The 25946-nt window shown below is 72.9% G+C and carries 25 protein-coding genes; 18 read left to right on the top strand and 7 right to left on the bottom strand.

What is annotated here, in order from left to right:
• Positions 1-192: 192 nt before the first annotated feature.
• Positions 193-855, top strand: a complete 663-nt coding sequence (locus K7C98_RS05610; RefSeq protein WP_224190494.1) for a hypothetical protein — start codon at positions 193-195, stop codon at positions 853-855.
• Positions 856-1069: 214 nt separating this feature from the next.
• On the opposite strand, the gene K7C98_RS05605 is transcribed toward K7C98_RS05610, so the two are convergent.
• Both K7C98_RS05605 and K7C98_RS05600 read right to left on the bottom strand, forming a co-directional pair.
• On the bottom strand, positions 1070-1435 hold the full coding sequence (locus K7C98_RS05605) for a VOC family protein (protein ID WP_224190493.1): 366 nt from the start codon (positions 1433-1435) through the stop codon (positions 1070-1072).
• 22 nt (positions 1436-1457) lie between these two features.
• Complete coding sequence (locus K7C98_RS05600) at positions 1458-2387, bottom strand: helix-turn-helix transcriptional regulator (protein WP_224190492.1); 930 nt, start codon at positions 2385-2387, stop codon at positions 1458-1460.
• A gap of 95 nt (positions 2388-2482) precedes the next feature.
• Here K7C98_RS05600 and K7C98_RS05595 point away from each other — a divergent pair, with 95 nt between their 5' ends.
• On the top strand, positions 2483-4003 hold the full coding sequence (locus K7C98_RS05595; protein ID WP_224190491.1) for a c-type cytochrome: 1521 nt from the start codon (positions 2483-2485) through the stop codon (positions 4001-4003).
• Positions 4004-4147: 144 nt separating this feature from the next.
• Positions 4148-6622, top strand: coding sequence for a sensor histidine kinase (locus K7C98_RS05590; RefSeq protein WP_224190490.1), 2475 nt, complete (start codon positions 4148-4150; stop codon positions 6620-6622).
• A gap of 72 nt (positions 6623-6694) precedes the next feature.
• On the opposite strand, the gene mutY is transcribed toward K7C98_RS05590, so the two are convergent.
• Positions 6695-7774 (bottom strand): A/G-specific adenine glycosylase, encoded by a 1080-nt coding sequence (gene mutY / locus K7C98_RS05585; protein WP_224190489.1) that lies wholly within the window; start codon positions 7772-7774, stop codon positions 6695-6697.
• A gap of 147 nt (positions 7775-7921) precedes the next feature.
• Between mutY and murC the strand changes: the two genes are divergently transcribed.
• The 12 genes from murC to K7C98_RS05525 all read left to right on the top strand — a co-directional run bounded on the left by murC (position 7922) and on the right by K7C98_RS05525 (position 19813).
• Complete coding sequence (gene murC / locus K7C98_RS05580; RefSeq protein ID WP_224190488.1) at positions 7922-9343, top strand: UDP-N-acetylmuramate--L-alanine ligase; 1422 nt, start codon at positions 7922-7924, stop codon at positions 9341-9343.
• Positions 9344-9350: 7 nt separating this feature from the next.
• Positions 9351-10313, top strand: coding sequence for a UDP-N-acetylmuramate dehydrogenase (gene murB, locus K7C98_RS05575; RefSeq protein ID WP_224190487.1), 963 nt, complete (start codon positions 9351-9353; stop codon positions 10311-10313).
• A gap of 9 nt (positions 10314-10322) precedes the next feature.
• On the top strand, positions 10323-10580 hold the full coding sequence (locus tag K7C98_RS05570; RefSeq protein WP_224190486.1) for a BolA/IbaG family iron-sulfur metabolism protein: 258 nt from the start codon (positions 10323-10325) through the stop codon (positions 10578-10580).
• Between the two features lie 160 nt (positions 10581-10740).
• A complete protein-coding gene (locus K7C98_RS05565) occupies positions 10741-11469 on the top strand; it encodes an SDR family oxidoreductase (RefSeq protein ID WP_224190485.1) in 729 nt (242 codons plus the stop codon).
• Positions 11466-12182 (top strand): dihydroneopterin aldolase, encoded by a 717-nt coding sequence (locus tag K7C98_RS05560; protein WP_224190484.1) that lies wholly within the window; start codon positions 11466-11468, stop codon positions 12180-12182. Before K7C98_RS05565 ends, K7C98_RS05560 begins: the two co-directional genes overlap by 4 nt.
• 115 nt (positions 12183-12297) lie before the next feature.
• Positions 12298-13092, top strand: coding sequence for a class I SAM-dependent methyltransferase (locus K7C98_RS05555; protein ID WP_224190483.1), 795 nt, complete (start codon positions 12298-12300; stop codon positions 13090-13092).
• Positions 13089-14921, top strand: a complete 1833-nt coding sequence (locus tag K7C98_RS05550; RefSeq protein ID WP_224190482.1) for a carbamoyltransferase family protein — start codon at positions 13089-13091, stop codon at positions 14919-14921. The genes K7C98_RS05555 and K7C98_RS05550 overlap by 4 nt, the downstream gene beginning before the upstream one ends.
• Positions 14922-15108: 187 nt before the next feature.
• On the top strand, positions 15109-15627 hold the full coding sequence (locus K7C98_RS05545; RefSeq protein ID WP_224190481.1) for a redoxin domain-containing protein: 519 nt from the start codon (positions 15109-15111) through the stop codon (positions 15625-15627).
• Positions 15624-16163 carry a DsbA family protein gene (locus tag K7C98_RS05540; RefSeq protein WP_224190480.1) on the top strand — a complete coding sequence of 180 codons (540 nt, stop codon included), beginning with the start codon at positions 15624-15626 and terminating at the stop codon, positions 16161-16163. Before K7C98_RS05545 ends, K7C98_RS05540 begins: the two co-directional genes overlap by 4 nt.
• Positions 16164-16167: 4 nt before the next feature.
• On the top strand, positions 16168-16626 hold the full coding sequence (locus K7C98_RS05535) for a (2Fe-2S)-binding protein (protein WP_224190478.1): 459 nt from the start codon (positions 16168-16170) through the stop codon (positions 16624-16626).
• Positions 16623-17612 (top strand): FAD binding domain-containing protein, encoded by a 990-nt coding sequence (locus K7C98_RS05530; protein WP_224190476.1) that lies wholly within the window; start codon positions 16623-16625, stop codon positions 17610-17612. The genes K7C98_RS05535 and K7C98_RS05530 overlap by 4 nt, the downstream gene beginning before the upstream one ends.
• 29 nt (positions 17613-17641) lie before the next feature.
• Positions 17642-19813 (top strand): xanthine dehydrogenase family protein molybdopterin-binding subunit, encoded by a 2172-nt coding sequence (locus tag K7C98_RS05525; protein WP_224190474.1) that lies wholly within the window; start codon positions 17642-17644, stop codon positions 19811-19813.
• A 69-nt stretch (positions 19814-19882) separates the two neighbouring features.
• Here K7C98_RS05525 and K7C98_RS05520 read toward each other — a convergent pair whose 3' ends face one another.
• The 4 genes from K7C98_RS05520 to K7C98_RS05505 form a co-directional block, all read right to left on the bottom strand.
• Complete coding sequence (locus tag K7C98_RS05520) at positions 19883-20704, bottom strand: STAS domain-containing protein (protein WP_224190472.1); 822 nt, start codon at positions 20702-20704, stop codon at positions 19883-19885.
• Positions 20705-20908: 204 nt separating this feature from the next.
• Positions 20909-21193, bottom strand: coding sequence for a hypothetical protein (locus K7C98_RS05515; RefSeq protein ID WP_224190470.1), 285 nt, complete (start codon positions 21191-21193; stop codon positions 20909-20911).
• The gene (locus tag K7C98_RS05510) at positions 21154-21507 is read right to left on the bottom strand and encodes an AlbA family DNA-binding domain-containing protein (protein WP_224190468.1); all 354 of its coding nucleotides are present in this window, start codon (positions 21505-21507) and stop codon (positions 21154-21156) included. The genes K7C98_RS05515 and K7C98_RS05510 overlap by 40 nt, the downstream gene beginning before the upstream one ends.
• Positions 21508-21608: 101 nt before the next feature.
• Complete coding sequence (locus tag K7C98_RS05505) at positions 21609-23066, bottom strand: PLP-dependent aminotransferase family protein (protein ID WP_224190466.1); 1458 nt, start codon at positions 23064-23066, stop codon at positions 21609-21611.
• Positions 23067-23198: 132 nt separating this feature from the next.
• Here K7C98_RS05505 and K7C98_RS05500 point away from each other — a divergent pair, with 132 nt between their 5' ends.
• The 3 genes from K7C98_RS05500 to K7C98_RS05490 all read left to right on the top strand — a co-directional run bounded on the left by K7C98_RS05500 (position 23199) and on the right by K7C98_RS05490 (position 25924).
• Entirely contained in the window at positions 23199-23690 is a 492-nt protein-coding gene (locus K7C98_RS05500; protein WP_224190464.1) for a cupin domain-containing protein, read from the top strand.
• The gene (locus K7C98_RS05495) at positions 23687-24580 is read left to right on the top strand and encodes a dihydrodipicolinate synthase family protein (RefSeq protein ID WP_224190463.1); all 894 of its coding nucleotides are present in this window, start codon (positions 23687-23689) and stop codon (positions 24578-24580) included. The genes K7C98_RS05500 and K7C98_RS05495 overlap by 4 nt, the downstream gene beginning before the upstream one ends.
• 66 nt (positions 24581-24646) lie before the next feature.
• A complete protein-coding gene (locus tag K7C98_RS05490) occupies positions 24647-25924 on the top strand; it encodes a site-specific DNA-methyltransferase (protein WP_224190461.1) in 1278 nt (425 codons plus the stop codon).
• The last annotated feature ends 22 nt before the right edge of the window (positions 25925-25946 follow it).

Raw genomic sequence — 25946 nt, 5'->3', positions numbered from 1 at the left:
CCTCCGCTGCCATGGCGCCGTGGACCCGGACTCGGAGCCGGAGTCGACGGGGCGCCCGCAACGTGTCATCGTGCCAGGATGCCTGCTGACCTACGGCATCTTCTCTCAGGGGTCTTCGTCGCCGCCTGCGGGTCAGGACCCGCGGGCGACGACGCGGGAGCGCCAGGTGGTACATCGAGCACCGGCGACGCAGTGACGGGAGATACACGGACGGCGGGCTCGACCGGCGCGCCGTGGGAGGAGGCGCCGGACTGCGAGGGGCCAAAGCTGCCCGGCGATCCGGCGGACCTGGCCGCGACGCCCCGGCCCGACCGCGACGCGGAGGTGCTGGCGCTGAGCGTCGATCCTTCGCTCGCGGTCGCCGCGCAGACGCACTATGAAACCGTGCGCGCGGATCTCGAGGCGATTCGCGCGATCGATCCGCCGCTCGCCGACGTGCACGTCGCGCCGGGATACTTCGACGCGCTCGAGCTGTGGTTCCTCGGCGGCGGACTGCCGGCGTGGGAGTCGATCTGGGCGGGCAAGTACCGGGCGTGGGACTGCCTCAACGAGCACTACGGCGGCAGCTATCCGCAGCCGATCGACGGCTTCGGCTTCCTCCTGCGACTGGACGGCGCCTACGGCGAGGCGGTCCGTGATGCATACGCGGCGCTCCCTGGGCTCGAGGAGGCGGATGTCTCTCGCTCGTCGATCTGCCGGGTGTCCGAGTGCGAGTCCGCGGGCACGATCGCACTGGTGGCCACGATCGGCCTCGAGGGCGATCTGGTCACCCGCGAGTTTCGCTTCGAGTCCAAGGACGGAGTGGTCCTACAATACCGCGTGGTCGAGGGCGAGGCGCCGGTGCTCGTCGACTAGAGTTCAGCGAGGCCCGTCCCCCGTCCGCCCAAGCGCCGACATCGCCAGCTGGGGGATGCCGCCTGAGCCGGAGCCCTCCAGGCTCCTGCACAGTTTGTTCGTTGCGGCACACCACAGGCCGACGGCGACGGCCTGAGGTCGCTGCTGACGAAATGTCTCTCATGACATGCTCATAAGGACATGTCCATTCAACCATGCGATCCCGGAGCGTCGCTCACTCGGGCGTGTGGCAGACCGCCTCGATGTTGTGCCCGTCGGGGTCGATCACGAACGCCCCGTAGTAGTTCGGGTGGTAGTGCGTGCGCAGGCCCGGCTCGCCGTTGTCGCGGGCGCCGGCGGCGAGCGCCGCCGCGTGGAACTGCCGCACCTGCTCGCGGTTCCTGGCGCGGAAGGCGAGGTGGATCGGCTGGACCTCCCGGGCGCCACCGGCGAGCCACAGCTGCGGCGCGTCGGGCAGGCCGAGCCCGGCGGTGTGTTCGTCGGAGTAGCCGACCACGGCGCCGAGCGGGGCCAGGGCGGCCGTATAGAAACGGGTGCTGCGGGGGAGGTCGCGGACGAGGAGACTCAGGTGGTCGAGCATGGCCACCGATGTAGCGCCGGCCTCACCGCCGCACTTGGCGGATCTTGCGAATTCGGTGGTGCTGCCGGTAGCGCCCCGGCGACAGCCCGACCAGGCGGTGGAACGTGCGCACGAAGTTCGACAGGTCGCCGAAGCCGACCGCGAACGCGAGCTCGGTGACCGGCACCTCGGTCTCGAGCAGGCGCGCGGCGGCCTGCTCGACGCGGGCGTGCACGAGGTACTGGTGCGGCGTCACCCCGAACACCGCGCGGAACAGGCGCAAGAAGTGGAACGGGCTCAGGCCGACGTGCGCGGCCACGTCCTTGAGCAGCAGCGGCTCGGCGCTGCGGGCCGTCAGGAACTGCGCCGCGGCGATCGCCCGCCCGCGGTCGCTCGCGCTCGGCGTCCGGTCGGCGCGCCGCGGAGAACCTGTCTGAAGGGCCAGCTCACCGAACACCGCGGCCACCAGCGCCAGCGCCAGCGCCTCGACCTCCGGGGCCCGCGTCGCGTCGGCGGCGTGGGACTCGGCCGCGCCGGCCAGCGCCCGCGCGAGGGCGGAGATCCGCGGGCGCGGAGCGAGCGCCGGAGCGGCGAACAGGCGCCCCGGGGCCGCCTCGGACGACGCCGCCGCGGCCAGCAGCGGCTCCGCCAGCGCGAGCGACAGGCACACGTCGCCGACCCCGTGCTCGTGCGAACACACGAATGCCTCTTCGGCCTCCCCGAGCAGCACCGAGCCGGCCACGAGCGCGTGCGTGCGATCGCGGCAGCGGTAACAGAAGCTGCCGCCGAGCACCACCGCCAGCGACGCCTGCCGATGCTGCTCCGGGAACGGCCGGTCGCGGGGCCCCGCGTGGCACAGGTGGCGCGTCACCGTGATGTCCGGCAGCGCGGCCAGCAGCGCCACCTGCGGCCCGATCTCCCGCCGGCCCGCGGGCGCGTGTTCGGCGCGAGCCGGTGTGGGCCCGGGTGCCATCGCGTCTGGGTGTACCAGAGACCGACCGGGGCGGGTAGACCGCACCCTGGCTGGCTAGCGCGACTTGCGATACGGTCGCGATCGCCAGGACGGCCATGGAAATCGCAGCGAGCGTGACCCTCGGACTCTTGTACCTGCTCTCCGGCTTCGCATCGGTGCTCCTGATGTTCAAGCTGTGGGGATGGCCCGACGGAGATCAGCCGGGCATGACGAAGGCGCCGCGGCATCTCGTGCGCCTGCACGACATCTTCCTCACCATCTTCGTCGCCCTCTACGTGGTGATGATGATCGTGATGGTCCCGCGGCTGTGGAACTACCAGGTCGAGCTGCCGCCGCGCTCGGCCGTCCACGTCACCCTCGGCTTTTTGATCGGCATCCTGCTGCTGGTCGAGCTCGCGTTCTACCGCGTGTTCCGCCACCTCCAGGATTGGGTCCCCCCGCTCGCCACCGTGGTGCTCGGCTGCTCGGTGCTGCTGCTCGGTTTGTCGGTCCCGGGCGGCCTGCGGGAGTACGGCCTGGCGCGCGGGCAGGTCGGCGGCGGCGTCTACAGCGTCGAGAACCGGGCCCGCGTGGCCCGCCTGTTGCCGCTGGCCCAGATGCCGGAGGACGCCCCGCTCGCCGACCTCACCACCGTCGAGTCGCTCCGCCACGGCCGCGAGATCCTCGCCACCAAGTGCGTCGTCTGCCACGACCTCAAGACCGTGCTCGTGCAGCCGCGAGCGCCGGCCGGGTGGTGGCGCACCGTCGAGCGCATGGCCGACAAGCCGACCTTCGACGACCCGATGACCGAGCGCGAGCTCTACGACGTCACCGCCTACCTGATCGCCATCACCGGCGACCTCCAGCGCTCGGCCCGGCAGCAGCGCGAGCAGAAGCTCAAGCAGCAGCAGGCGATCGCCCCCGCCGACCCGGCCGCGCCGGCGCCCGCGTACGACGAGTCCGCGGCGCAGAAGGCGTTCGAGACCCGCTGCAGCGAGTGTCACGAGCTCGCCGAGGTCGACAAGAAGCCGCCCACCTCGGCCCGCGAGGTCAAGGAGATCATCGAGCGCATGGTCGCCGACAACGGCATGGCCGCCCCCGCCGGCGAGCTCGACCTCTGCTACGCCTTCATGATCCGCAAGTACGCGGCGCACGAGGTCGCCTCGGCCCCCGCCACCCTCGGCGCGGCCGTCGGCGCCGAGGTGCAGGCCGCCGTCGCCGTCGCCTCGGCGCCTGCCCCCGCGGACAGCCAGCCTGTCCCCGAGGACAGCAAGCCTGCCCCGCAGGACAGCCCGCCCGCGGCCGAGCCGGACGTCGTCCTCGACGACGCCCCGGCCGCGCCGGCCGCCCCGGCCGCCGCCGCCAAGCCCAAGCCGGCCAAGGCGATCGACGCCCGCGGGCTCTACGTCAAGCACTGCGCGGCGTGCCACGACGTCAGCGGCAAGGGCAAGCCCGGGCTCAAGAGCAAGGGCATTCCTGACATGGCCGACAAGAACTGGCAGAAGAAGCACTCCAAGGCCGCGGTCGCGAAGGGGATCAAGGTCGGCGTGCCGGGCACGATGATGAAATCGTTCGCGGCCAAGCTGAAGCCCGACGAGATCGACGCCGTCGCCGCCTTCGTGAAGAAGCTGCGTTGACGCACGGCGGAGCGTCCGCCGGTCGCGGCGCCGCGGCCGCGTGAGTGCGCCTCACGCCGGCCGGGCGCCGGGCTGGGGGTTATCCGTCGCCGGGGGCTGGGGCCCGCGCGGCCGCGCTTCATAGTGATGTGTGTGTGGGCCGGCATGACGTCCGCGAGCACCATGGTCCAGCGCGGCTTCAATTACGACGACCTCGAGCGGGCGGCGCCGCTGCTGTTCGCCCTGCTGGAGAACGCCCCGGAGTTCGTGCTGTTGCTGTCGCCGACCGGGGTCATCCGCTACACCAACCGCACCGTCGCCGGCCTGTCGATGTTCGAGGCGATCGGCCGCAGCATGTTCGACTACATGGCTCCGGAGTCGCACGCCGTGGCGCGCGCCTGCATCGAGCGGGTGGTCGCCACCGGCGAGGCGGGCCGCTACGAGTGCATCGGCCACGGTCCGCACGGCGCCCAGGTCCGCTACGAGTCGCGCGTCGGCGCGATCAGCGAGGACGGCGAGGTCGTGGCCCTCCTGCTCATCGCCCACGACATCAGCCAGCGCGTCGAGATGGAGGCCCAGCTGCGCGCCAGCCAGGAGCAGCTCGCGCTCGCCGTCGCCGCCAGCGGCCTCGGGCTGTGGGAGTGGCACATCGACAGTGACACCATCGTGTGGAACGAGGTCATGTGCCAGATCCACGGCCTCACGCCCGACCAGGTCCCGCGTAACTTCGCCGCCCTGCTCGAGACCCTCCACCCCGACGACCGCCCGGCTCTGGCCGCCCGCGCCCGCGAGGTCGCCGACGTCGAGGAGTTCGTCGAGTTCGAGCAGCGGATCGTCCGCCGCGGCGGCGACGTCGCGTGGTTGATGGTCCGCGGCAAGTCGGTCCGCGACGACACCGGCCGCGTGGTCAAGATGCTCGGCGGCGTCGTCGACATCACCGCGCGCAAGCAGGCCGGCGAGGCGCTGCGCCGCGAAGAAGAACGCTACCGCTCGCTGGTCGCCACCCTCGCCGAGGGCATCATCGTCGTCGCCGGCGACGGCACGATCGTCACTTGCAACGCCAGCGCCGAGCGGATCCTCGGCCTCGCCAGGGACGAGTTGAACGACCCGCTCGGCCCCGGCAACCCGCTCCGCGTCGTCCACGAGGACGGCAGCCCGTTCCCGCACGAGTCGTGGCCGGCCATCGTGGCCTTGAGGACAGGTGAGCGGCAGACCGGCGTCATCATGGGCATCCACCGCCCCGACGGCCAGCTGGTGTGGATCTCCTGCAACTGTCAGCCGCTGTTCCGCTCCGGCACTTCCGTCCCTGACGCCGTCGTCGCCTCGTTCTTCGACATCACCGACCGCAAGCGGGCCGACGCCGAGCGCGAGCGCCTCCTCGGCGAGGAGCAGCGGGCCCGCCGGCGCGCCGTCCTCCTCGCCGAGGCCGGCAAGCTGCTGGTCGCGCCGCGCGACATCCACACCGCGCTCGGCGAGTTCGTCCGCCGCCTCGTCCCCGAGCTCGCCGACTTCGCCGCCGTCGAGCTGCTCGACGAGGACGGCGGCTTCGGCACCGCTCACCGCGTCGCCGTCGCCACCGGCGACCGCGAGCACGACGCTTGCTACATCGACCTCCGCCGCCGCCTCCCGATCTCCGCCGACGGCCCGCTGCTCGAGGTCCTGCGCCGCGACGAGGTCCGCCTGTCGACCGCGCGCCCCGACGCCCCGCTCCTGCCGCTGCCCGGCGTACCCGAAGGCGACGTGCACCTGGCCGCGAGCCTGCGCTACCGCGCCGTCGTCCTCGCGCCGCTGGTCGCCCGCTGCCGCCCGCTCGGCGTCATGCTCGTGGCCACGCGCGGCCGCAGCCTCGGCCCGGACGACCTCTCGCTGATCGAGGAGCTCGGCCTGCGCGCCGCCCAGGCGATCGAGAACGCCCGCCTCTACACCGAGATGGAGCTCGCGCTGGCCAAGCGCGAGGAGTTCATCGCCGTCGCCTCGCACGAGCTGCGCACCCCGTTGACCCCGATCGTCCTGCAGACCGACCGCCTGATCCGCCGCGCCCGCGGCGACGGCGAGTTCTCGGTCGCCACCGTCCTCCCGCGCCTCGGCGTCATCCAGCGCCAGGCCGACCGCCTCCACCGCCTCATCGAGGAGCTGCTCGACGTCTCGCGGATCACCGGCGGCCGCCTCAAGATCGAGGTCGAGGACGTCGACTACGCCGAGCTCCTGCGCGCCACCGTCGAGAACTTCAGCGTGCCGCTGGCCCGGGCCGGCTGCGAGGTCCGGATCACCGCCCCGCTCTACGCCTCGGGCCGCACCGACCGCACCCGCTTCGAGCAGATCGTCAGCAACCTGCTCGCCAACGCCATGAAGTACGGCGTCGGCAAGCCGATCGAGCTCGCGCTCGAGCAGGCCGGCGAACACATCCTGCTGTCCGTCCGCGACCACGGCATCGGCATCTCCACCAAGGACCAGGCGCGGATCTTCCAGCGCTTCGAACGCGCCGTGTCCGAGCGCCACTACGGCGGCCTGGGCCTGGGTCTATGGGTCGCCCGCCACGTGTCCGAGGCGATGGGCGGCAGCATCACCGTCACCAGCGCGCCAGGCACGGGCTCGGTGTTCGTGGTGAAGCTGCCGCGCGTCGTAATCGAGACGAAATAGCCCAAATATCACCACATGCTCCTCAGGACATATATTCAGCACCTCTGCTGTCGCGCAGTCGTATCAGCACTGTCAGTACCCGAGCGCCGCCAGCAGCTTCTCCGTGACCTTGGGAATCCCCACCCGCGGCCGCTCGCCCGGCGCGATCCACAGCCGCCCGTCCACCTGTCCCGAATCACCTGCAGCATTCACCATGTCTGAAGGAACAGCCTCGCTGCGGCACGGCCACAGCATCCACACGCGATGCGTGAACACGTGCTTGACCGGCTCGGCCAGCGCCTCGATCGCCTTCACCTTCACCCCTGTCGCCGCCGCGATCGCCTTCGGCGACGCCCCCGCGCGCTCCTGTTTGCGCTCGATCAGCGGCAGGCACCACATCCCGGCCAGCAGCCCCTCGCTCGCCCGTCGTTCCAGCAGGATGCGCCCGCCGCGGCGCACCGCCACCGCCCACAGGTCTTCGCGGGGTGAAAGCCCGCGCTGCTTCGGCGCCGGGATCGACGCCTGCAGCCCTTTCGCGTGGGCCTGGCACTCGCTGCGCACCGGGCATTCGCCGCACTTCGGCGCCACCGGCGTGCACACCGTCGCGCCCAGCTCCATCAGCGCCTGCGCCAGCACCCGCGGCGAGCCGGCCTCCACGATCTTCTGCGCCAGCGTCCAGTGGCCCGCCGCCCCCGCGTCTTGCAGCTTCGGCTCGGAGATTGCCTGGATCCGCGACAGCACGCGGGCCACGTTGCCGTCGACCAGCGCGGCCGGGCGGTCGAACGCGATCGACGTGATGGCGCCCGCCGTGTAGCGCCCCACGCCCGGGATTTTGCGCAGCGTCTCGGCGTCACCGGGCACGGCGCCGCCGTGCTGCGCGGCCACGTGGCGGGCGCCTGCGTGCAGCAGGCGCGCGCGGCGGTAGTAACCGAGGCCGCTCCACGCCGCGAGCACCTCCGACTCGTCGGCCGCGGCGAGCGTGCCGACGTCCGGGAAGCGCTCCAGGAATTTCCCGTAGTACGCCTCGACCGTATCGACTCTGGTCTGTTGCAGCATGATCTCGCTGACCCAGATCGAGTACGGGTCGCGGGTCCGGCGCCAGGCCAGGTCGCGCTGGTGCTTGAGGAACCACGGTCCGAGCGGCTTGGCGAGGCGATGCGCGAGATCGAGCACGGCGCCGCTATAACACGTCCGGCCCGGAAATAACCCCCCGTCCTCGCCACGTTGACGATCGGGACCGCCACGCGCGGCTCCCGCCGGAGACGGGCCGTTTTTGTGTCCTTTTACCGGCGAACCAGTACACTCGCCGGCCAGCCCCGCATGTTCCGCAAGAGCGACACCCACATCCACTTCGTCGGCATCGGCGGGATCGGGATGAGCGGGATCGCCGAGATCCTGCTGGACCTCGGCTACCGCGTCACCGGGACCGACCTCGCCGAGAGCGAGACGACCCGGCGGCTCGGCGAACGCGGCGCGGTGATCCACCGCGGGCACGACGAGGCTCACCTCGGCGACGCCGACGTCGTCGTCATCTCCTCCGCCGTGCGGTCCGACAACCCCGAGGTCGTCGCCGCGCACCGGCACAAGATCCCCGTCATTCCGCGGGCCGAGATGCTCGCCGAGCTCATGCGGCTCAAGCAGGCCGTCGTCATCGCCGGCTCGCACGGCAAGACCACCACCACCAGCCTCGTCGCCACCGCGCTGCACGGGGCCGGCCTCGATCCCACCGTCGTCATCGGCGGCAAGCTCAACGCGCTCGGCAGCAACGCCAAGAACGGCCGCGGCAACCTGCTGGTCGCCGAGGCCGACGAGAGCGACGGCAGCTTCCTCCTGCTCACCCCGACGGTCGCCGTCGTCACCAACATCGACGACGAGCACATGGACCACTACGGCAGCATGGCGCGGCTGCAGGACGCCTTCGTCGGGTTCCTCAACCGCGTCCCGTTCTACGGCCTGTGCGTGGTCTGCCTCGACGACCCGCACGCCGCGGCGATCTTGCCGCGCCTGTCGAAGCGCTACGTCACCTACGGCTTCTCGCCCGCGGCCGACTACCGCGCGGTCGACGTCGTGCACGACGGTCCGGCCACGCACTTCCGCGTCGTCGGTCAGGGCCGCGACCTCGGCGCCTGGACGCTGCACATGCCGGGCGTGCACAACGTCCTCAACGCGCTCGCCACCATCGCCGTGTGCGAGTTCCACGAGCTGCAGCTGGCGGCCGTGGCCGAGGCGCTGGCCGGCTTCGGCGGCGTGCAGCGGCGCTTCACCGTGCGCGGCACCGCCGGCGGCGTCATGGTCGTCGACGACTACGGCCATCACCCGACCGAGGTGCGGGCCACCCTCGCCGGCGCGCGCACCAGCTACCCCGACCGGCGCCTCGTCGCCGTGTTCCAGGCCCACCGCTACACCCGCGTGCGCGCCCACCTGGCCGGCTTCGCCGCCAGCCTCGACGCCGCCGACCTCGTCGTCCTCACCGACATCTACCCGGCCGGCGAGCAGCCGATCGCCGGCGCCACCGTCGAGGCGCTCGAGGCGGCCGTGCGCGCGCGCCGGCCCGACCGCCCGGTCGTCATCCACAAGCCGGTCGCCGGCCTGTCCGAGTACCTGGCCCGAGAGTCATGTCCCGGCGACCTGATCATCACCCTCGGCGCCGGCAGCATCACCCGCGTCAGCCGCGAGCTCGCGGCGCACCTCGACGCCCCCCGCGCACCGGCCAGCCTCGAGCTCGAGGCCGCCGCGCGGTGAACCCCTCATGAGCGGCGGCACCCGCGGGCAGCGGCTCCTGGGCGAGCTCGGCGACCTCGACCTCCCGGAGGGCGCGCTCGAGCTGCGGCTCGACGAGCCGATGGCGCGCCACACCACCCTGCGGCTCGGCGGCCCGGCTGACCTTTGGGCCAGGCCGGCTGACGCCCGCGCCCTGCAGGCCTTGCTGACCGCCTGCCATGTGCGGGGCGTCCCCGTCACCTTCGTCGGCGGCGGCTCCAACCTGCTCGTGCGCGACGGTGGCATCCGCGGCGTCGTCATCAACCTCGCGCGCATGAACCGGGTCGAGCGGCCCGACCCTGCCGACCCCGTGCGCGTCGACGTCGAGGCCGGCGCGACCACCGGGCGGCTACTCCAGCACGTCACCGCGTGGGAGCTCGGCGGCCTCGAGTTCCTCGGCGGCGTGCCCGGCAGCGTCGGCGGCGGTCTGATCATGAACGCCGGCACCTACCTCGGCGAGTTCACCAAGGTCGTCACGCGCGTGCGCAGCCTGCACCGCGACGGCAGCGCGCGCGTCCGCGATCACGCCGCCTGCGGCTTCCGCTACCGCGGCTCCGACCTGCCGCCCGACGAGATCGTCGTCGGCGCCGAACTTCGCTGCTGGCCGCGCCCGCGCGCCGAGATCGAGGCCGACGTCGCCGGCCTGCGCGAGCGTCGGCGCCAGCGCGAGCCGACCGGCGTGGCCAACAACGGCAGCACCTTCAAAAATCCGCCGGGCGACTTCGCCGGGCGGATCATCGAGGCGGCCGGCCTCAAGGGCACGCGGATCGGCGCCTGCGTCGTCAGCCCCGTGCACGCCAACTGGCTGGTCGTCGAGCGCCCCGGCCCCGACGTCCCCGAGGCGCGCGCCGCCGACCTGCTGGCCCTCATCGACCTCGTGCGCGAGCGCGTGCGCCAGGCAGCGGGCGTCGAGCTCGAGCTCGAGGTCAAGATCGCCGGCGAGGCGGTATAACTCCGGCCCATGAGTCACCACCCGACCAACTTCCAGGGCTCGGTCACCGACGCGATCCGCGACGCCATCCTCGCCAAGATCCCCGGCGCCGACGTCCAGGTCAGCGGCGGCGGCGGCCACTACACCATCGTCGTCGTCTCCGGCGAGTTCGCCGGCAAGTCGATGGTCGCGCAGCAGCGCCTCGTCTACGGCGCGATCGCGCACCTCATGAGCGGCGACATGGCGCCCGTCCACGCGGTCGACAGCCTGCGCACGCTCGTGCCGTAGCAGCGCCTCGCTCGCTGCGCCCCGCCGAGCTCCGGGCGCACCTGTCCGCATAGACAGGTGCGCGCGAGCCCGGTCCTGCGAGTGGCGCACGCGCTCGGACACGATTGCGCGCACCGTGACGCACTTTTCTCCTGCGGGGCGGCCGGTGTATACGGGTCCGATGCCCCTCGCGCTCGTCACGGGCGGCGCCGTGCGTGTCGGCGCCGCGATCACGAGGGCCCTGGCCGCGGCCGGGTTCGACGTCGTCGTCCACGCCCGCCGCTCGCTCTCCCAGGCCGACGCGCTGGTGCAGGAGCTGCGGGACGCCGGCCGACGAGCGTGGGTCGCCCCTGCCGACTTCGCCACGCCGCACGGCCCCCTCGAGCTCGCGGAGCAGGTCCGCCGACGCCACCCCTCGCTCGACCTGCTGGTCAACAACGCCGCCAGCTACGAGCACCTCGCGTTCGAGGCGATCACGCGCGAGCGCCTCGAGTCGATGTTGGCCGTCAACCTGCACGCGCCCTTCCTGCTGACCCAGGCGCTGCTGCCGAGCCTGCGCGCCGCGGACGCGGCCTGCGTCGTCAACATCACCGACATGGCGGTCACGCGCCCGTACACCGCCACGCACGCGTTCTCGCACTACCTCGCCGGCAAGGCCGCGCTCGAGCAGCTCACCCGCGCCTGGGCGCTCGAGCTCGGACCGGCGATCCGCGTCAACGCCGTCGCTCCCGGCCCCGTGGCGATCGCCGACGAGACGACCGACGAGCAGCGGCAGGACATCCTCCGGCGGACCCCGCTGCGGCGCGAAGGATCGCCGGAGGACGTCGCCCGCGCCGTGGTCTTCCTCGCCACCGCGCCGTACGTCAGCGGTCAGACGCTGCGCGTCGACGGAGGGCTCTCGATCGCATGACTCGCGCGCTCGCTCGCCGCTCGCCTCACGACCTGCAACTGGCGTGCGAACTCGACCTGTTCGACCACGAGCGCGCCGCGCCCCGGCCGCTCCGGCTCGACGTCACGCTGCGCTTCGACGCCGCGACCCCCGACGTGCACCTGTCGAGCGACGGCTCGCGGCTCCTCGGCGAGCTGCGGTTCGTGCTGGTCTCCGCGCGCTTCGCCCGGCTCGAGAGCGCCGCCGAGGCGGTCGCCGCGTGGCTGCTGCTGCCGCCGAGCCCCGACGTGCCGCGCCCGCAGGTCGACGCGGTCGAGGTCCGGCTCTCGACGCGCGCCGCGGGGACGCTCGAGCTCCATCGTACGCGCCGCGACTTCGAGTTCGTCACCGAGACCAAGGCGTTCGGCTTCGTCGACGTCGTGTTCGAGGCGGAGGAGTGCGGCGTCTATCGCGAGCGGCTCCACCCGCATTCGGTCCTGCCGACGCACGTCCACCACCACCTCGACGAGACCGAGCTGGTGCTCGGCGACGGCCTGCTGCTCCAGGGCGCGCCGGTGCTCGCCGGCACCGCCCACACCTGGCCGCGCGCCTTCCCGCACCGCTACGACAACCCCACCGACCGCCAGCAGAGCTTCCTCTGCATCGATCGGCCTGCCTTCATTCCCACCGACGAGATCGAGGTGGACGTGTCGGTCGAGCTGCTGCGGCGCACCGGGGCGACGCGCTTCTTCTGACAGTCCTCCCGCGCCGGCCGTGCGACTCGCGCGTGCGGTCGAGAGCGCCCGCGACATACGAAAGATCCGGAGGTTCACCTCGCACCCGCGACTGTGCGAAGCTCTCGCCACCCGCGTGCTCGTCCTGCCCCGACTGACCACCACCCCGCCGGCCGCCTGCGCCATCTGCGGCGAGCCTGGTCCGCGCCTCCTCGGCAGCCGCGACTTCGGCGACAGCTGCAACGACGCCTTCGCCGGCAGCCGCACCTTCCCCCATTACGGCATCGCCATCCCGTACCACCGCTGCCCCGTCTGCGCCTTCACCCTCACCACCGCATTCGACGCCTGGACCGCCGGCGACTACCGCGAATTCATCTACAACAACGATTACACGCGGGCCGATCCGCCCTTCGTGATCGAGCGTCCGCTGCGCAACGCCCAGATCCTCGCCGGCATCTGGCACTACGAAAAGGGCGTCCTCCGGGTCCTCGACTACGGCGCCGGCGACGGGGCCTTCGCCGCGGAGCTCGCCCGGCTCGGCATCGATTGCGACAGCTGCGACCTCTTCTACGGCGAGCCGCCCGAGCCGCGGCGCTACCAGGTCGTCACCTGCTTCGAGGTCATCGAGCACATCCCGCACCGCGACCAGATCGCCTTCTTCGACGGGCTGGTGTCCCACGTCGAGCCGGGCGGCCTGCTGGTCATGAGCACCGTGCTGTTGGCCCCCGACGCCCCGGTCGACGACAATTACATCGGCCCGCGCAACGGTCACGTCAGCATCCACTCCGACGCCAGCCTGCGCCGCCTCGCCGCGCGCCACGACCTCTCGCTGCTGAGCCTCAACAACCAGTTCCACGTCCTGCGACGCCCGCCCGCGGCCGGCGAAGCGCGCGACGCCGCGGCGCTGCGAGCTCTCACGGAGACATCATGACCGCGCGCTCCGCCTCCCCGGGCCTGATCATCGGCCACGGCAACAGCATCCACGACCCCGCGATCGCCATCGCCGCCGGCGACGCCCTGTTCGCCGAGGCGTTCGAGCGCCATCTGCAGAACAAGCGCGCCCTCTGCTCCTTCGGCCTCTTCTACTCCTCGCGGCCCATCCAGGCCGCGCTGCGCGACCTCGGCGTCGACCCGGCCGCGATCCACGACATCACCCTGCGCACCAGCTGGGCCCACGGCCCCGCCGATCTCGAGGCCATGCGCGCGGCGATCACCGCCGACCGCGGCGCCCTCGAGGGTTTTCTGCCGCCCGGCGCCGCGGCCTCCGCGATGGACGCCACCACCGAGATCCAACTGCCGTGGATCGTGCGCGGGCGCCGTCCCGGCCTGCACCGCCCGCGCGAGGCGACGCCCGGCGCCCCCGGCGACGACGCGCTCCTCAAGCCGGTCATGCGCCTCGCGGCCGCGCCCGAGGTGCGCGCCGGCGCCGTCCCGCACCACCTCGCGCACGCGGCCCACGCCGTCTACTCCTCGCCGTTCGACGAGTGCATCGCCATGGTCATCGACGGCGCCGGCGACCGCGACTCCACCACCGTCTATCACTTCCGCGACAACCGCTTCGAGGTCCTCGCCGCCAGCCCGCCCGGGGACAGCCTCGGCTTCCTGTACGCCGCCGTCACCCAGCTGTGCGGCTTCGACCTGTGGGAGGGCGAGGAGTGGAAGGTCATGGGAATGGCCGCCTACGGCCGGCCGCGCCCCGAGATCCAGGAATTCTTCCGCGCCCGCACGAGCATCGACGGCCTGCGCGTCAAGCTCTCGTTCTCGCCGACCTGGCCCGAGGAGCTGGAGGCCATCACCGGCCCGTCGCGCCAGCCCGGCGGCCCCGACGTCCTGCGATCGGCGGACCTCGCCCACAACTTCCAGGAGTACTTCTCCGAGGTCGTCTGCCGCCTCGCCGCCGCCGCGTCGTCCCTCGGCCTGTCGAACAACCTCGCGCTCGCCGGCGGCTGCGCCCTCAACTCCGCCGCCAACGGACGGATCTTGCGCGCCTCCGGGTTCACGCGCTTGCACGTCCCCTCGGCCCCCGCCGACGACGGCAACGCCCTCGGATGCGTCCTGTACGAGAAGCACGCCGTCCGCGGCGAGCCGCGCCTGCCCGCCCCGCTCACGCCCTACCTCGGCACCGCCGTCGACATCCCCGAGCTCGAGCGGATCCTGACCTTCGGCAGCCTCCCGTTCCGCAAGCACGAATCCCCCGACGAGCTCGCCGCCGAGGTCGCGGCCATGCTGGCGGCCGGCGAGATCGTCGGCTGGATGCAGGGCAGGGCCGAGTTCGGCCCGCGCGCCCTCGGCAACCGCTCGATCCTGGCCGACCCGCGCTCCCCCGGCATGAAGGACGCCATCAACGGCCGCGTGAAGTTCCGCGAGGAGTACCGGCCCCTCGCCCCCGCCATCCTGCACGAGCACGGCCCCGAGTACTTCGATCCCTACGAGGAGAGCCCTTACATGGAGCGGGCCTTGCCGTTCCGCCCCGAGGTGAAGGACAGGGTCCCCGCGGTCGTGCACCTCGACGGCACCGGCAGGCTGCAGAGCGTCACGCGCGGCATGAACCCGCTGTTTCACCGCCTGCTCACCGCCTTCCACGCGCGCACCGGCGTCCCGATCCTGGTCAATACATCGCTCAACGTCATGGGCAAGCCGATTGTCCACAGCGTCGCCGACGCCCTCACGGTCTTCGTCACCACCGGCCTCGATCGCATGGTGATCGGCCCCTATGTCCTCTCCAAGCCCGGCCCGGCGCCGGCGGGTATTCGCGGCTGAAGGTCGTCCGTCGCGTCGATGGTCCGGGCGGGCGGGCGTCGCGACCCCCCGCGCGGGGGCGCCGGCCTCGCGTCGCCGTGCAGCGGGCCCAGCGTCGGGTGCCGTGATTCATCGCGGTACGGGCGACGGCCCGCCGAATCGGCCGCCGGTCATTTGACAGCGCGCGGCCTCGGGCCAGCCTTGGCGCGTGCCGGCGCCGTCGATCCTCCAGCCTGGCGCGAAGGCCCCGGACTTCGCGCTCAAGGTCACCCCCGACCAGAAGCTCGCCCTGGCCGATTTCCGCGGCAAGCCGGTCGTGCTCGCCTTCTACCCGGCCGACTGGAGCCCGGTGTGCAGCGACCAGATGAGCGTCTACAGCGAGATCATCGACGAATTCCGCGACCACGGCGCCCAGCTGCTCGGCGTCTCGTGCGACGGCGTGTGGTGTCACCTCGCCTTCGCGCGCGAGCGCAAGCTCAACTTCCCGCTGCTCTCGGACTTCGAGCCCAAGGGCCAGGTGGCCCGCAGCTACGGCTGTTACGAGGCCGCCGAGGGCATCAGCGGGCGCGCCCTGTTCGTCGTCGACGCCGCCGGCACGATCACCTGGAGCTACCTCGCGCCGATCGGCGTCAACCCGGGCGCCGACGGCATCCTCAGCGCGCTCGAGGCCTTGCGCTGCGAAGCCTCGGCGCCGCGGTCGCAGCCGCAGCAAGGAGCCCGCCCATGAGCACCCTCAAACCGCCGCTCGGCCCGCGCGACCACCTGCGCGGCGAGCTCTCGCGCCCGATCCACCTCGTCGAGTTCGGCGACTACGAGTGCCCGTTCTGCGGCCAGGCCCAGATCGTCGTCCGCGCGCTCGAGCGCGCCCTCGGCGATCAGCTGTGCTTCGGCTTCCGCAACTTCCCGATCGTCGGCGCCCACCCCAACGCCCAGATCGCCGCCGAGGCCGCCGAGGCCGCCGGCGCGCAGGGCGAGTTCTGGGCGATGCACGATCTCCTCTACGACAACCAGCACGCGCTCGACGTCCCGCACCTCGGTCGCTACGCCGAGCAGCTCGGCCTCGACATGCACCGCTTCGTCGACGACCTGCAGGCGCACCGCCACCTCGAGAAGATCCGCAGCGACCGCCACAGCGGGGCCATCAGCGGCGTGGCCGGCACCCCCACCTTCTTCATCAACGGCATCCGCCACGAGGGGCCGTTCGACTTCGATTCGCTGCTCGCGGCGATGACCCTCGCCGCGCGCTTCCCCCGGGCGGGCTGAGGCGATGGTCCTGCTGTCCGTCAACGGCGCCCGCCACGAGCTCGACCTCGACCCGCGCACCTCCTTGCTCGACGCCCTGCGCGAGCGCCTCGGCCTCACCGGCACCAAGAAGGGCTGCGACCACGGCCAGTGCGGCGCCTGCACCGTCCACGTCGACGGCCGCCGCGTGCTCTCGTGCCTCGCGCTGGCCGTCGCCCAGCAGGGCCACGAGGTCACCACGATCGAGGGCCTCGCGGCCGGCGAGCGGCTGCACCCGATGCAGCGCGCCTTCGTCGAGTGCGACGCGCTGCAGTGCGGCTTCTGTACGCCGGGACAGATCATGTCGGCGGTCGCCATGTTGGTCGAGGTCGACGACCGGCGGCGGCTCACCGACGCCGGCATCCGCGAGCGCATGAGCGGCAACCTGTGCCGCTGCGGCGCCTATCCCAACATCCTCGCCGCGATCCGCCGGGTGCGCCCGTGAGGCCGTTCGCCTACGTCGACGAGCGCGACGTCGCCGGGGCGGCCGCCGCCGTGCACGCCGCGCCCGGGGCGATGTTCCTCGCCGGCGGCACCACCCTCGTCGACCTCATGCGCCAGGGCGTGCTCGCCCCCGACCTCCTCGTCGACGTCCATCGCTTGCCGCTCGGCGACATCGAGCTCGACGACCGCCGGGCGCGGATCGGCGCCTGCGTGCGCAACGCCCAGCTCGCCGAGCACCCGGAGCTCCGCGCCCGCTGGCCGGTCGTCGGCGAGGCGCTGCTCTCCGGCATGTCGCCGCAATTGCGCAACATGTCGACCGTGGCCGGCAACATCCTCCAGCGCACGCGCTGCTCCTATTATCGCGACGGCCACAGCCCCTGCAACAAGCGCGTCCCCGGCTCCGGCTGCGCCGCGATCGGCGGCCACGACCGCGACCACGCGATCCTCGGCGCCGGCCCGCGCTGCATCGCCGTATTCCCGTCCGACCTCGCCACCGCGCTGGCGATCCTCGACGCCATCGTCTACACCCGCCGCGGCGACGGCGGCGCCCGCCGGCTCCCGTTCGACGGCTTTCACCTCGCCCCCGGCGACACCCCCGAGCGCGAGACGATCCTCGACCACGGCGAGCTCGTCACCCACCTCGAATTGCCCACACTCGCGATCGCCCGCTGCTCGCATTATTTCAAGGTGGGCGACCGCTCGAGCTACTCGTTCGCCCTCGCCTCGGCCGCGGTCGCCCTCGACCTCGAGCGCGGCATCGTCCGCGACGCGCGGATCGCCCTCGGCGGCGTCGCCACCCGGCCGTGGCGCTGCCCCGACGCCGAGCAGGCGCTGCGCGGCAAGCCGGCGGAGCTCTCCTCGTTCCGCGCCGCCGCCGACGTCGCGCTCGCCGGCGCCGTCGCCGGCCGTCACAACGGCTTCAAGATCGACCTCGCCCGCCACGTGCTGGTGCGGGCATTGACCGAGCTCGCCGCCCGCCCCCGGTGACGCGAGCGAGATTCACGGGAGCCCGGGCGATGGCGACGGCGAGCAGGCGGATCGGCGGACCCGGCGAGCGCGTCGACGCCGGCCTCAAGGTCACCGGCCAGGCCCGCTACGCCGCCGACGTCGCCCTCCCGGACCTCGCCCACGCCGCCTACCTCGGCAGCGCGATCGCCAGCGGCCGCGTCCTCGCCATCGACACGACCCGCGCCGAGCAGGTCGGCGGCGTGCTCCTGATCCTCACCCATCACAACCGCGGCCCGCTCGGCGACCTCCCCAACGGCGACGGCACCGCCCTCGCCCCCGATCCGCGGCCGCCGCTCGCCGACGCGCGCGTGCACTACCACGGACAATTCGTCGCCATGGTCGTCGCCGAATCACCGGAGCAGGCCGCTCACGCCGCCGCGCTGATCGGCGTCACCTACGAGCCCGCGCCGTGCCTCGTCGACATCGACGACGCCGAGGCGATCCGCCTCGAAGACAACCCGCGCCGGGGCGACTGCGCCGCCGCCCTGCGCGCCGCTCCGGTCGCGCTCGACGTCCTCTATTCGACCCCGGTCCAGCACCCGTGCCCGCTCGAGCCCCACGCCACCGTCGCCCACTGGGTCGGCCACGACCTCGTCGTCCACGACTCCACGCAATGGGTCCTCGGCGACCGGGCGCTGCTCGCCCGCGCCTTCGGCCTGGCCGACGATCGCGTCCGGATCTGCGCGCCCTTCGTCGGCGGCAGCTTCGGCAGCAAGGTCTGCACGGCCGCCCACACCTTGCTCGCCGCCGTGGCCGCCCGCCGGCTCGGGAGGCCCGTCAAATCGGTGCTGCGCCGCGAGCAGGTGCTGGCGACGATCGGCCCGCGCGCGGCCACGCGGCAGCGGATCCAGCTCGGGGCCGAGCGCGACGGCCGGCTGGTCGCGCTGCGCCACCACACCCGCAGCCACTGCGCCGTGAACAGCGGGTTCCCCGACCGCGACCCGTTCCACGAGCCGACCAGCGGCGTCACGCGCATGCTCTACGCCTGCCCCAATTACGAGGCGGTCCACGACGTCGTCCCGCTCCACCTGATGAAGCCCGGCTGGATGCGCGCCCCCGGCGAGGCGACCGGGCTGTGGGCGCTCGAGGGGGCGATGGACGAGCTGGCCTGCCGGCTCGGCGTCGACCCGCTCGAATTGCGCCTGCGCAATCACACTGCCCACAATGCACATACCGGCAAGCCCTACGCCGGCGAGCACCTGCGCGAATGTTATGAGCGCGGCGCCGAGCGGTTCGGCTGGGCGCGCCGCGACCCGCGGCCCCGCAGCATGCGCGAGGGCGACGCCTTCGTCGGCTGGGGCCTCGCCACCGCCACGCACCCGGGCAACAGCGACGACGCCAGCGTGCGCGTGCGCCTCGACCGCGACAGCCGGGGCGCGTACGCCAGCGTCGCCACGGCCGGCGTCGACCTCGGCACCGGCCTCTACACCGCGCTCGCCGTGGTCGTCGCCGACGCGCTCGAGCTGCCGCTGGAGCGCGTCCACGTCGAGCTCGGCGACAGCCGCCTGCCGCCCGCGCCCGTGACCGGCGGCTCGAACCTCACCGCCAGCCTGGCCCCGGCCGCCCGGGCCGCCTGTCTGCAGCTGCGCCGGCGCCTCCTGGGCTTTCGCCGCGACCCCGACGAGCTCGCGGCGTGGGGTGAATTGCTGGCGCGCGCCGGCCTCGGCCCCATCGAGGCGGTCGGCGCCGCCGAGCCGCGCGGCGTGCCCGGGCAGTACGCCTATCAATCGTTCGGCGCCCAGTTCGTCGAGGTCCGCGTCGTCCCCGAGCTCGGCCAGGTCCGCGTCACCCGCGTCGTCGGCGTGTTCGACGTCGGCCAGGTCGTCAACGCCACCGCCACCCGCAATCAGTTGATCGGCGGGATCCTCTTCGGCCTCGGCCAGGCCCTGCTCGAGCGGCTCGTCCACGACCCCGCGCGCGGCGTGCCCGTCGGCGCCGACCTCGCCGGCTATGTGATCCCCGCCCACGCCGACGTGCCCGACATCGACGTCAGCTGGCTCGACACCCCCGACCCCGCCTTCAACGCGCTCGGCTGCCGCGGCGCCGGCGAGATCGGCATCACCGGCGTCGCCGCCGCGATCGCCAGCGCCGTGCACCACGCCACCGGCATCCGCGTCCGCGACCTCCCGATCACGCCCGAGCGCCTGCTCGCCGAACTGGCGGGCGAGCGCGAGGATTGAGCTGTCCCGAAGGACATCCGAAGATCTTCGTGCGGCCCTTGCCGGTCCTCGTCGCCGCGAGCGACCGCGTCAGCGCTTCGACGTGAGCTCGACGCCGAGGCCGCGGAGCGCGTGGCGCAGCCCGCTCGCCAGGTCGGCCAGCGTCGGCACGCGGACGGACACCCCGCGCGTGCTCATCGACTGTGCCACCGCCGGCTGGATCCCGACCAGGATCGGCGTCGCTCCGAGCAGCTCGATCGCCTGGGTCGCGCGCGCCAGCAGCTGCACGGCCTCGTCGGTGTCGAGCGTCGGCACGCCCGAGAGGTCGATGAGCGCGTAGGACGCCGAGTGGTGGGCGACCGCCGCCAGCAGCGCCTCGGTGATCTGCTGCGCGCGCTCGGCCCCGAGCTCGCCGAGCAGCGGCAGCACCACCACGCCGGGGTACAGCGGCAGCACGCGCAGCGACAGCTGCACGAGCGCCTCGGACTTGGCGCGCACCACCGCCTCGCGGGCCTCGAGGTACGTGTCGGCGAGCACCGCCGCGCCGGCGTAGGCGATCTTGGCCCGCGCTTGCTCCCACGCCAGACGCAGCTCGAGGTCGTCGGGGTGCAGCGCGGCGAGGTCGTCGGACACCGCCTGGAAGCCGATGTTGAGGCCCGTGACCACGTCCATCACCGCCACGCCGCGCTGCGAGCGGACCACCGCGATGTCGCGCATGCGCTGCAGCAGCGCGTGCGGCTCGCCGCGGGCCACGTCCGCGGCCGCGGCCTCGAACGCGCGGGCCAGCGTGGCCGACAGCTGCGCGTCGGTGAGGCCCTCGTAGAACGGCAGCTTGGCCCTGCGGATCCGGGCCGCGGACTCCGCCACGTTGTCGTTCAACCGGGCCCGAAACGCGTCCACAAGCCGCTGCATCTGCGTGCAAGATGCATCAACCGCGCGCGCAAGTAAACGAACCCGCCCCGACCCGGGCGGAGCCTGCGCCGACCCACGACCCGCACGCGCAGGCGCGGCTTTACGCCCCCGAGCCCCGCGGCTCGCGGGTCGTCATGCCGTTTCCTGTCCCAAGAACCATGTGAACGACGAGCCCTCGGCGCGCATCCGAGCCGCGACCTCGGCTCACCCCGACGACTCGGCCTGGAGTGTATCGAGTCGCGACACAATCGCGGCAGCGAGCTGCTCGAACGCCCGGGTGGCGCGCGCGACGCTCTGGCGCTGCGAACCCGTGATGCCGTCGGCGTCGCACGGCCTGGTGTCGAACGGCTGGTGGTGGATCGGTCGCCGCTCCTCCAGGCGCCGCAGCTGCGCCTCGTTGGCCCGCTGCGTCACCGTTCCCACGCGCACGTAGGGCGTCCCGTTGACCTTCACCACCGGCGGGACCGCGTACGGCTCGACGCGCAGCACGAACACCAGGTGCCCCTCGCGCTCCAGCGTCTCGATGTGAACCACGGGGTGCGGATGATCTTCGTCGAGCTGATGAGGCTCACCAGCTTCTGCTGCACCTCGTCGGCGTTCGTCGTCGCCTGCGGGTACTTGCCGCAAGGCTTGCCCGACCGCGCGTGCACGCCGATCACCACGTGCCCCGCACGCTTGCTGTCCGCGAGGTCGTTGGCGAACGCGCACACGGCATCGAGCAGGTCCTTGGCCTCGTGAGACTCTTTCCACTCGACGTGAGCCGTCTCCCCGCGGAACAGGGCCTCGATGTCTTCGGGCGCCATGCGCGTCGAACTTACACGCAGCGGCCCTCCGCGGCAACGGCGAGCGCCTCACGCCCAGACGGTCGAGCAGGCCGCCCGTCGTCCGCCCGACAGGGTCGGCGTCAACCGCCTCGTGGTCGCCCGGTCGCTGTCTTCCTCGCCCGCGACTCCGGCGTCAGGCACTTTTCCAGCGTCGCACAGATGCCGGACAGCTCCTCGGGAGTGTGCCCCGCGAAGCCGAAGCGGAACGCCGCCGCCTTGCCGCGTGCGAGGTGCACCGAGCCCGGGGCGAGCACCAGCGCCTGCGACCTCGCGCGCGCGACCAGCTCGTCGATGTCCGCCGCTCCTCGCAGCCGCACCCACAGCGCCAGGCCCCCGCTCGGGCGCTCGCACGCGAGGTTCGCCGACAGCACCGGGCTCGCCGCGAAGCGCCGCAGCACGTGGTCGCGGCGCTGCATGTAGATCTGTCGCGCGCGCCGGGCGTGGCGCTGCAGCTCGCCGTCTTCGATGAGCTCGGCGATGGCGCGCTCGAGCACGACGTCCCCCTGGCGATCGAGGCACTCGCGGGTCGCCTGCAGGCGGGACACGATCGACCGGTCGGTGACGACGTAGCCGAGCCGCACGGCCGGGGCGAGCAGCTTCGACAGCGACGCGACGTAGACGAACGGCGGGCCGCCCGGCGTCGCCGTCGCGGCCATCGGCAGGAGCGGCGCGCCGTCGAAGTGGTACTCGTAGTCGTAATCGTCCTCGACGATGCAGGCGCCGTGCTCCTCGCAGATCTTTCGCAGATGCATGCGCCGCTCCGGCGACAGCGCCACGGTCGTCGGGTACTGATGATGGGGCGTGACGTAGACCGCCTTCAGCCGCCCTCGCAATTTCTTGGCGGCGACCTCGAGCTCGTCGGTGCGCAGCCCTTCCGCGTCGACGCCGATGTGCACCACCGACGCGCCGGCCAGCGCGAACGCCCGCCACGCCGGCGCGTAGCCGGGGTGCTCGACCGCCACGACATCGCCCGGCCGCAGCAGCGCCAGCGCGAACAGGCCGAGCGCGCCCTGACTGCCGTGGGTGAGCACCACCTCGTGAGCCGAGCACGACAGCCCGCGGGCCTGGTTGACGAAGCCCGCGAGCACCTCGCGCAGCACCGGGTCGCCGGCGGGCTCGCCGTAGCCCAGCCCGGCAGCGCGGGCCAATGAACGGAGCGCCCGCCGCTGCGCCCGCGCCAGCGCGTCGACCGGGGCGATGCGCGCGTCCGGCAGCCCGTCGCTCACGCGGAGCAGCGTCGAGCAGGGCTCCGCGGCCCGCGGGACCCGCGAGCGTCGGGCCTCCGCGTCGCCCACCGGGAACCGCGGCAGGTTCAGCGCCACGCGGATCCCCTTCGCCGGCAGCGCCTCCAGCCAGCCCTGCGCCACCAGCTCCTCGACCGCCGCGACCACCACCTTGCGGTTCACGCCCAGCTGCGCCGCCAGCGTGCGACTGCCGGGCAGGAACGAGCCCGGCGTCGCGCGTCCGCGCTGGATCTCCGCCACCAGCGCCCGCGCCAGCTGGGTCTGTCGCGGCACCGCGGCGCTCGTGTCGAGCACCAGGTCGAAGCGCCACGGTCGCCGATCTGGACCCGTCGGTATGTTCGTTCTGGCTCCCCTCACGGGTCCAGTCTGGCGCTATCACTTTTACCATGCAAGCCGGCGGTGCCGGTGACGCTGAGGAGAGCGACCATGACCGAGACATTCCATTCAGCTGACTTCGACAAGACCCCGCCCCGGCCGCGGGTCGTGATGCCCGAGCGGCTCGCCCATCCTGCCGTCGAGGCGGCCGGGCAGCACGGTGATTACTCGCGCGCGAGGAAGCACCCCGTCTTCTTCGTCGACCTGCCCTCGCACGCGATCAGCATGACGATCGGCTGGCTCGACCCGGGGCAATCCTCCAACCGGCACCGCCACACCTACGAGACCCTGATCTACATCCTCGAGGGCGAGGGCTACTCGTACATCGGCGGCAGGCGCGTCGAGTGGAGGCAGGGCGACGCCGTCTACGTGCCCGTGTGGGCCTGGCACAACCACGTCAACACCGGCACCGGCCGCGCGCGCTACCTCGCCTGCGAGAACGCGCCGATGCTGCAGAACATGGGCGGCGTGGCGCTGCGCGAGGAGGTCCCGGAGCGCGGCGACCGGCTGTTCGACGCCGACCACGATGGAGGTGGCCGATGAGCGCGCCGCTGCGGGGGATCGTCGCCTACCCCATCACCCCGTTCACCGCGGCCGGCCGCGTCGACGAGCGCCTGCTCGCCAAGCTCGTGGACGACATGCTCGCCGCGGGGGTGCACGCGCTCGCCCCGCTCGGCAGCACCGGCGTGCTCCCGTACCTCTCGGACGACGAGCGCGAGGCCGTCGCCGAGCTCGTGGTGAAGCGGGTGGGCGGGCGCGTGCCGACGCTCGTCGGCGTCTCGAGCCTCACCACCGAGCGGACCGTGCATCACGCCCGGCACGCCGAGAAGCTGGGGGCCAGCGCCGTGATGATCATCCCGATGAGCTACTGGAAGCTCACCGACGCCGAGATCGTCGCCCACTTCGACGCCGTCGCGCGCGCGATCGCCATCCCCATCGCCCTCTACAACAATCCCGCCACCGGAGGCCTCGACCTCGGCCCCGACACCATCGCCCGCCTGCTGCAGATCCCCAACGTCACGATGGTCAAGGAGAGCACCGGCGACGTCCATCGCATGCACCGCCTCGTGCAGCTGTGCGGCGACGACGTCGCCTTCTACAACGGCAGCAACCCGCTCGCGCTCGCGGCGCTGGTCGCCGGGGCGCGCGGCTGGTGCACCGCCGCCCCGCACGTCATCCCGCGCCTCAACGTCGAGCTGTACGACGCCGTGACCCGCGGCGATCTCGCCGGCGCCCGCCGGCTCTTCTACCGCCAGCTGCCGTTCCTGCAATTCATCGTCGCCCACGGCTTGCCGCGCGCGATCTCTGCCGCCCTGGAGCTGATGGGCACGCGCGTCGGCCCGCTGCGGGCGCCGCTCCGGCCGCTGGCGAGCGAGCGCGTCGAGGAGCTGCGCGCCATCCTCGTCGCCCTGCAGGTCATCCCCGGGCCGTGATCGGCGCTCGCACGGCCGCGGGGTCCGGCGTCACCGCCGGCGACCGCGATGTTACATTCGCGACCCATGCCGGCACGTGGAAGGCCGCAGCTCGCGGAGGTCGCCTCGCCGGTGCTCGTCGAGGACCCCGCGCTCGGTCACCGGGCCGCCGCCGCGGGCCCGGACGACCTGTGCGACAATCGCCTGATCCGCGGCGACAACCTCGCGGTGCTGCTCCTGCTCGAGCCGGAGTTCGCGGGTCGGGTGCAGTGCGTGTACATCGACCCGCCGTACAACACCGGCCAGGTGTTCGCGCACTACGACGACGGCGTCGAGCACGGGCGCTGGCTCGCGGAGATGCGCGAGCGGCTGGTCGTCCTGCGGCGGCTGCTCACCGACTCCGGCACCCTGTTCGTGCACATCGACGACAACGAGCTGGCCTACCTGATCACCGTCGCCGACGAGGTGTTCGGGCGGGCCAACCGGATCGCCGTGATCACCTTCAAGCAGAGCTCCGTCTCGGGGCCGAAGGCGGTCAACGCCGGGTTCGTCAGCACCGCCAGCTTCATCGTCGTCTACGCCCGCCGGCGCGCGGCCTGGCGGGCCTCGCGGGTCCACGCCGCCACCGCGCGCGACGCTCGCTACACCCGCTACGTCGACAACATCGACGACCCGCCCGAGCGCTGGCGGCTGGTCCCGCTGCGCCACGCGTTCGCGCGGGCCCACGGGCTCGAGCTCCGGAGCCTGCGCGGCGGCGCCCGCGAGGCCGAGCTCGAGGCGTTCGTGCTGGCCTCGGCGCACCGGGTCGTCCGCACCGCGCGGATCGCCGCGCGCGACGTCGGCGAGCCGGCGCGGGAGGTGCTGGCCCGCTCGGCCGCGCAGCCGGGCGTGGTCCTGCGCGCCGAGCGACCCGGCCGCGAGGACATGTACTTCCTCGGCGGCGAGCAGCTGATCTTCTACTCGAGCAAGGTGCGCGAGGTCGACGGCCGGCGGGTCACCGCCCAGGCGCTGTCGACGATCTGGGACGACCTCCTGCCCAACAACCTGCACAAGGAGGGCGGCGTCGAGTTCTCGCACGGCAAGAAGCCCGAGCTGCTGCTCAAGCGCTGCCTCGACGTCGCCACCGCCCCCGGCGACCTCGTGCTCGACTGCTTCGCCGGCTCGGGGACCACCGCCGCGGTCGCGCACAAGATGCGGCGCCGCTGGCTCGCCGTCGAGCTCGGCGCCCACGCCGAGACGCACTGCCTGCCGCGCCTGCGCGCCGTCGTCGACGGCGAGGACCGCAGCGGCGCGACCGCGGCGACCGGCTGGCCCGGCGGCGGCGGCTTCCGCTTCTTCCGCCTCGTCGACGCGCCGGACGGCTGACCCATGGGCCATGTCCTCATGA

Source organism: Nannocystis pusilla, from assembly GCF_020073745.1.
Classification (GTDB): Bacteria; Myxococcota_A; Polyangia; order Nannocystales; family Nannocystaceae; genus Nannocystis; species Nannocystis radixulma.
Note: the sequence above shows the minus strand (reverse complement) of the source record. Positions and strands in the feature narration are given on the sequence as shown.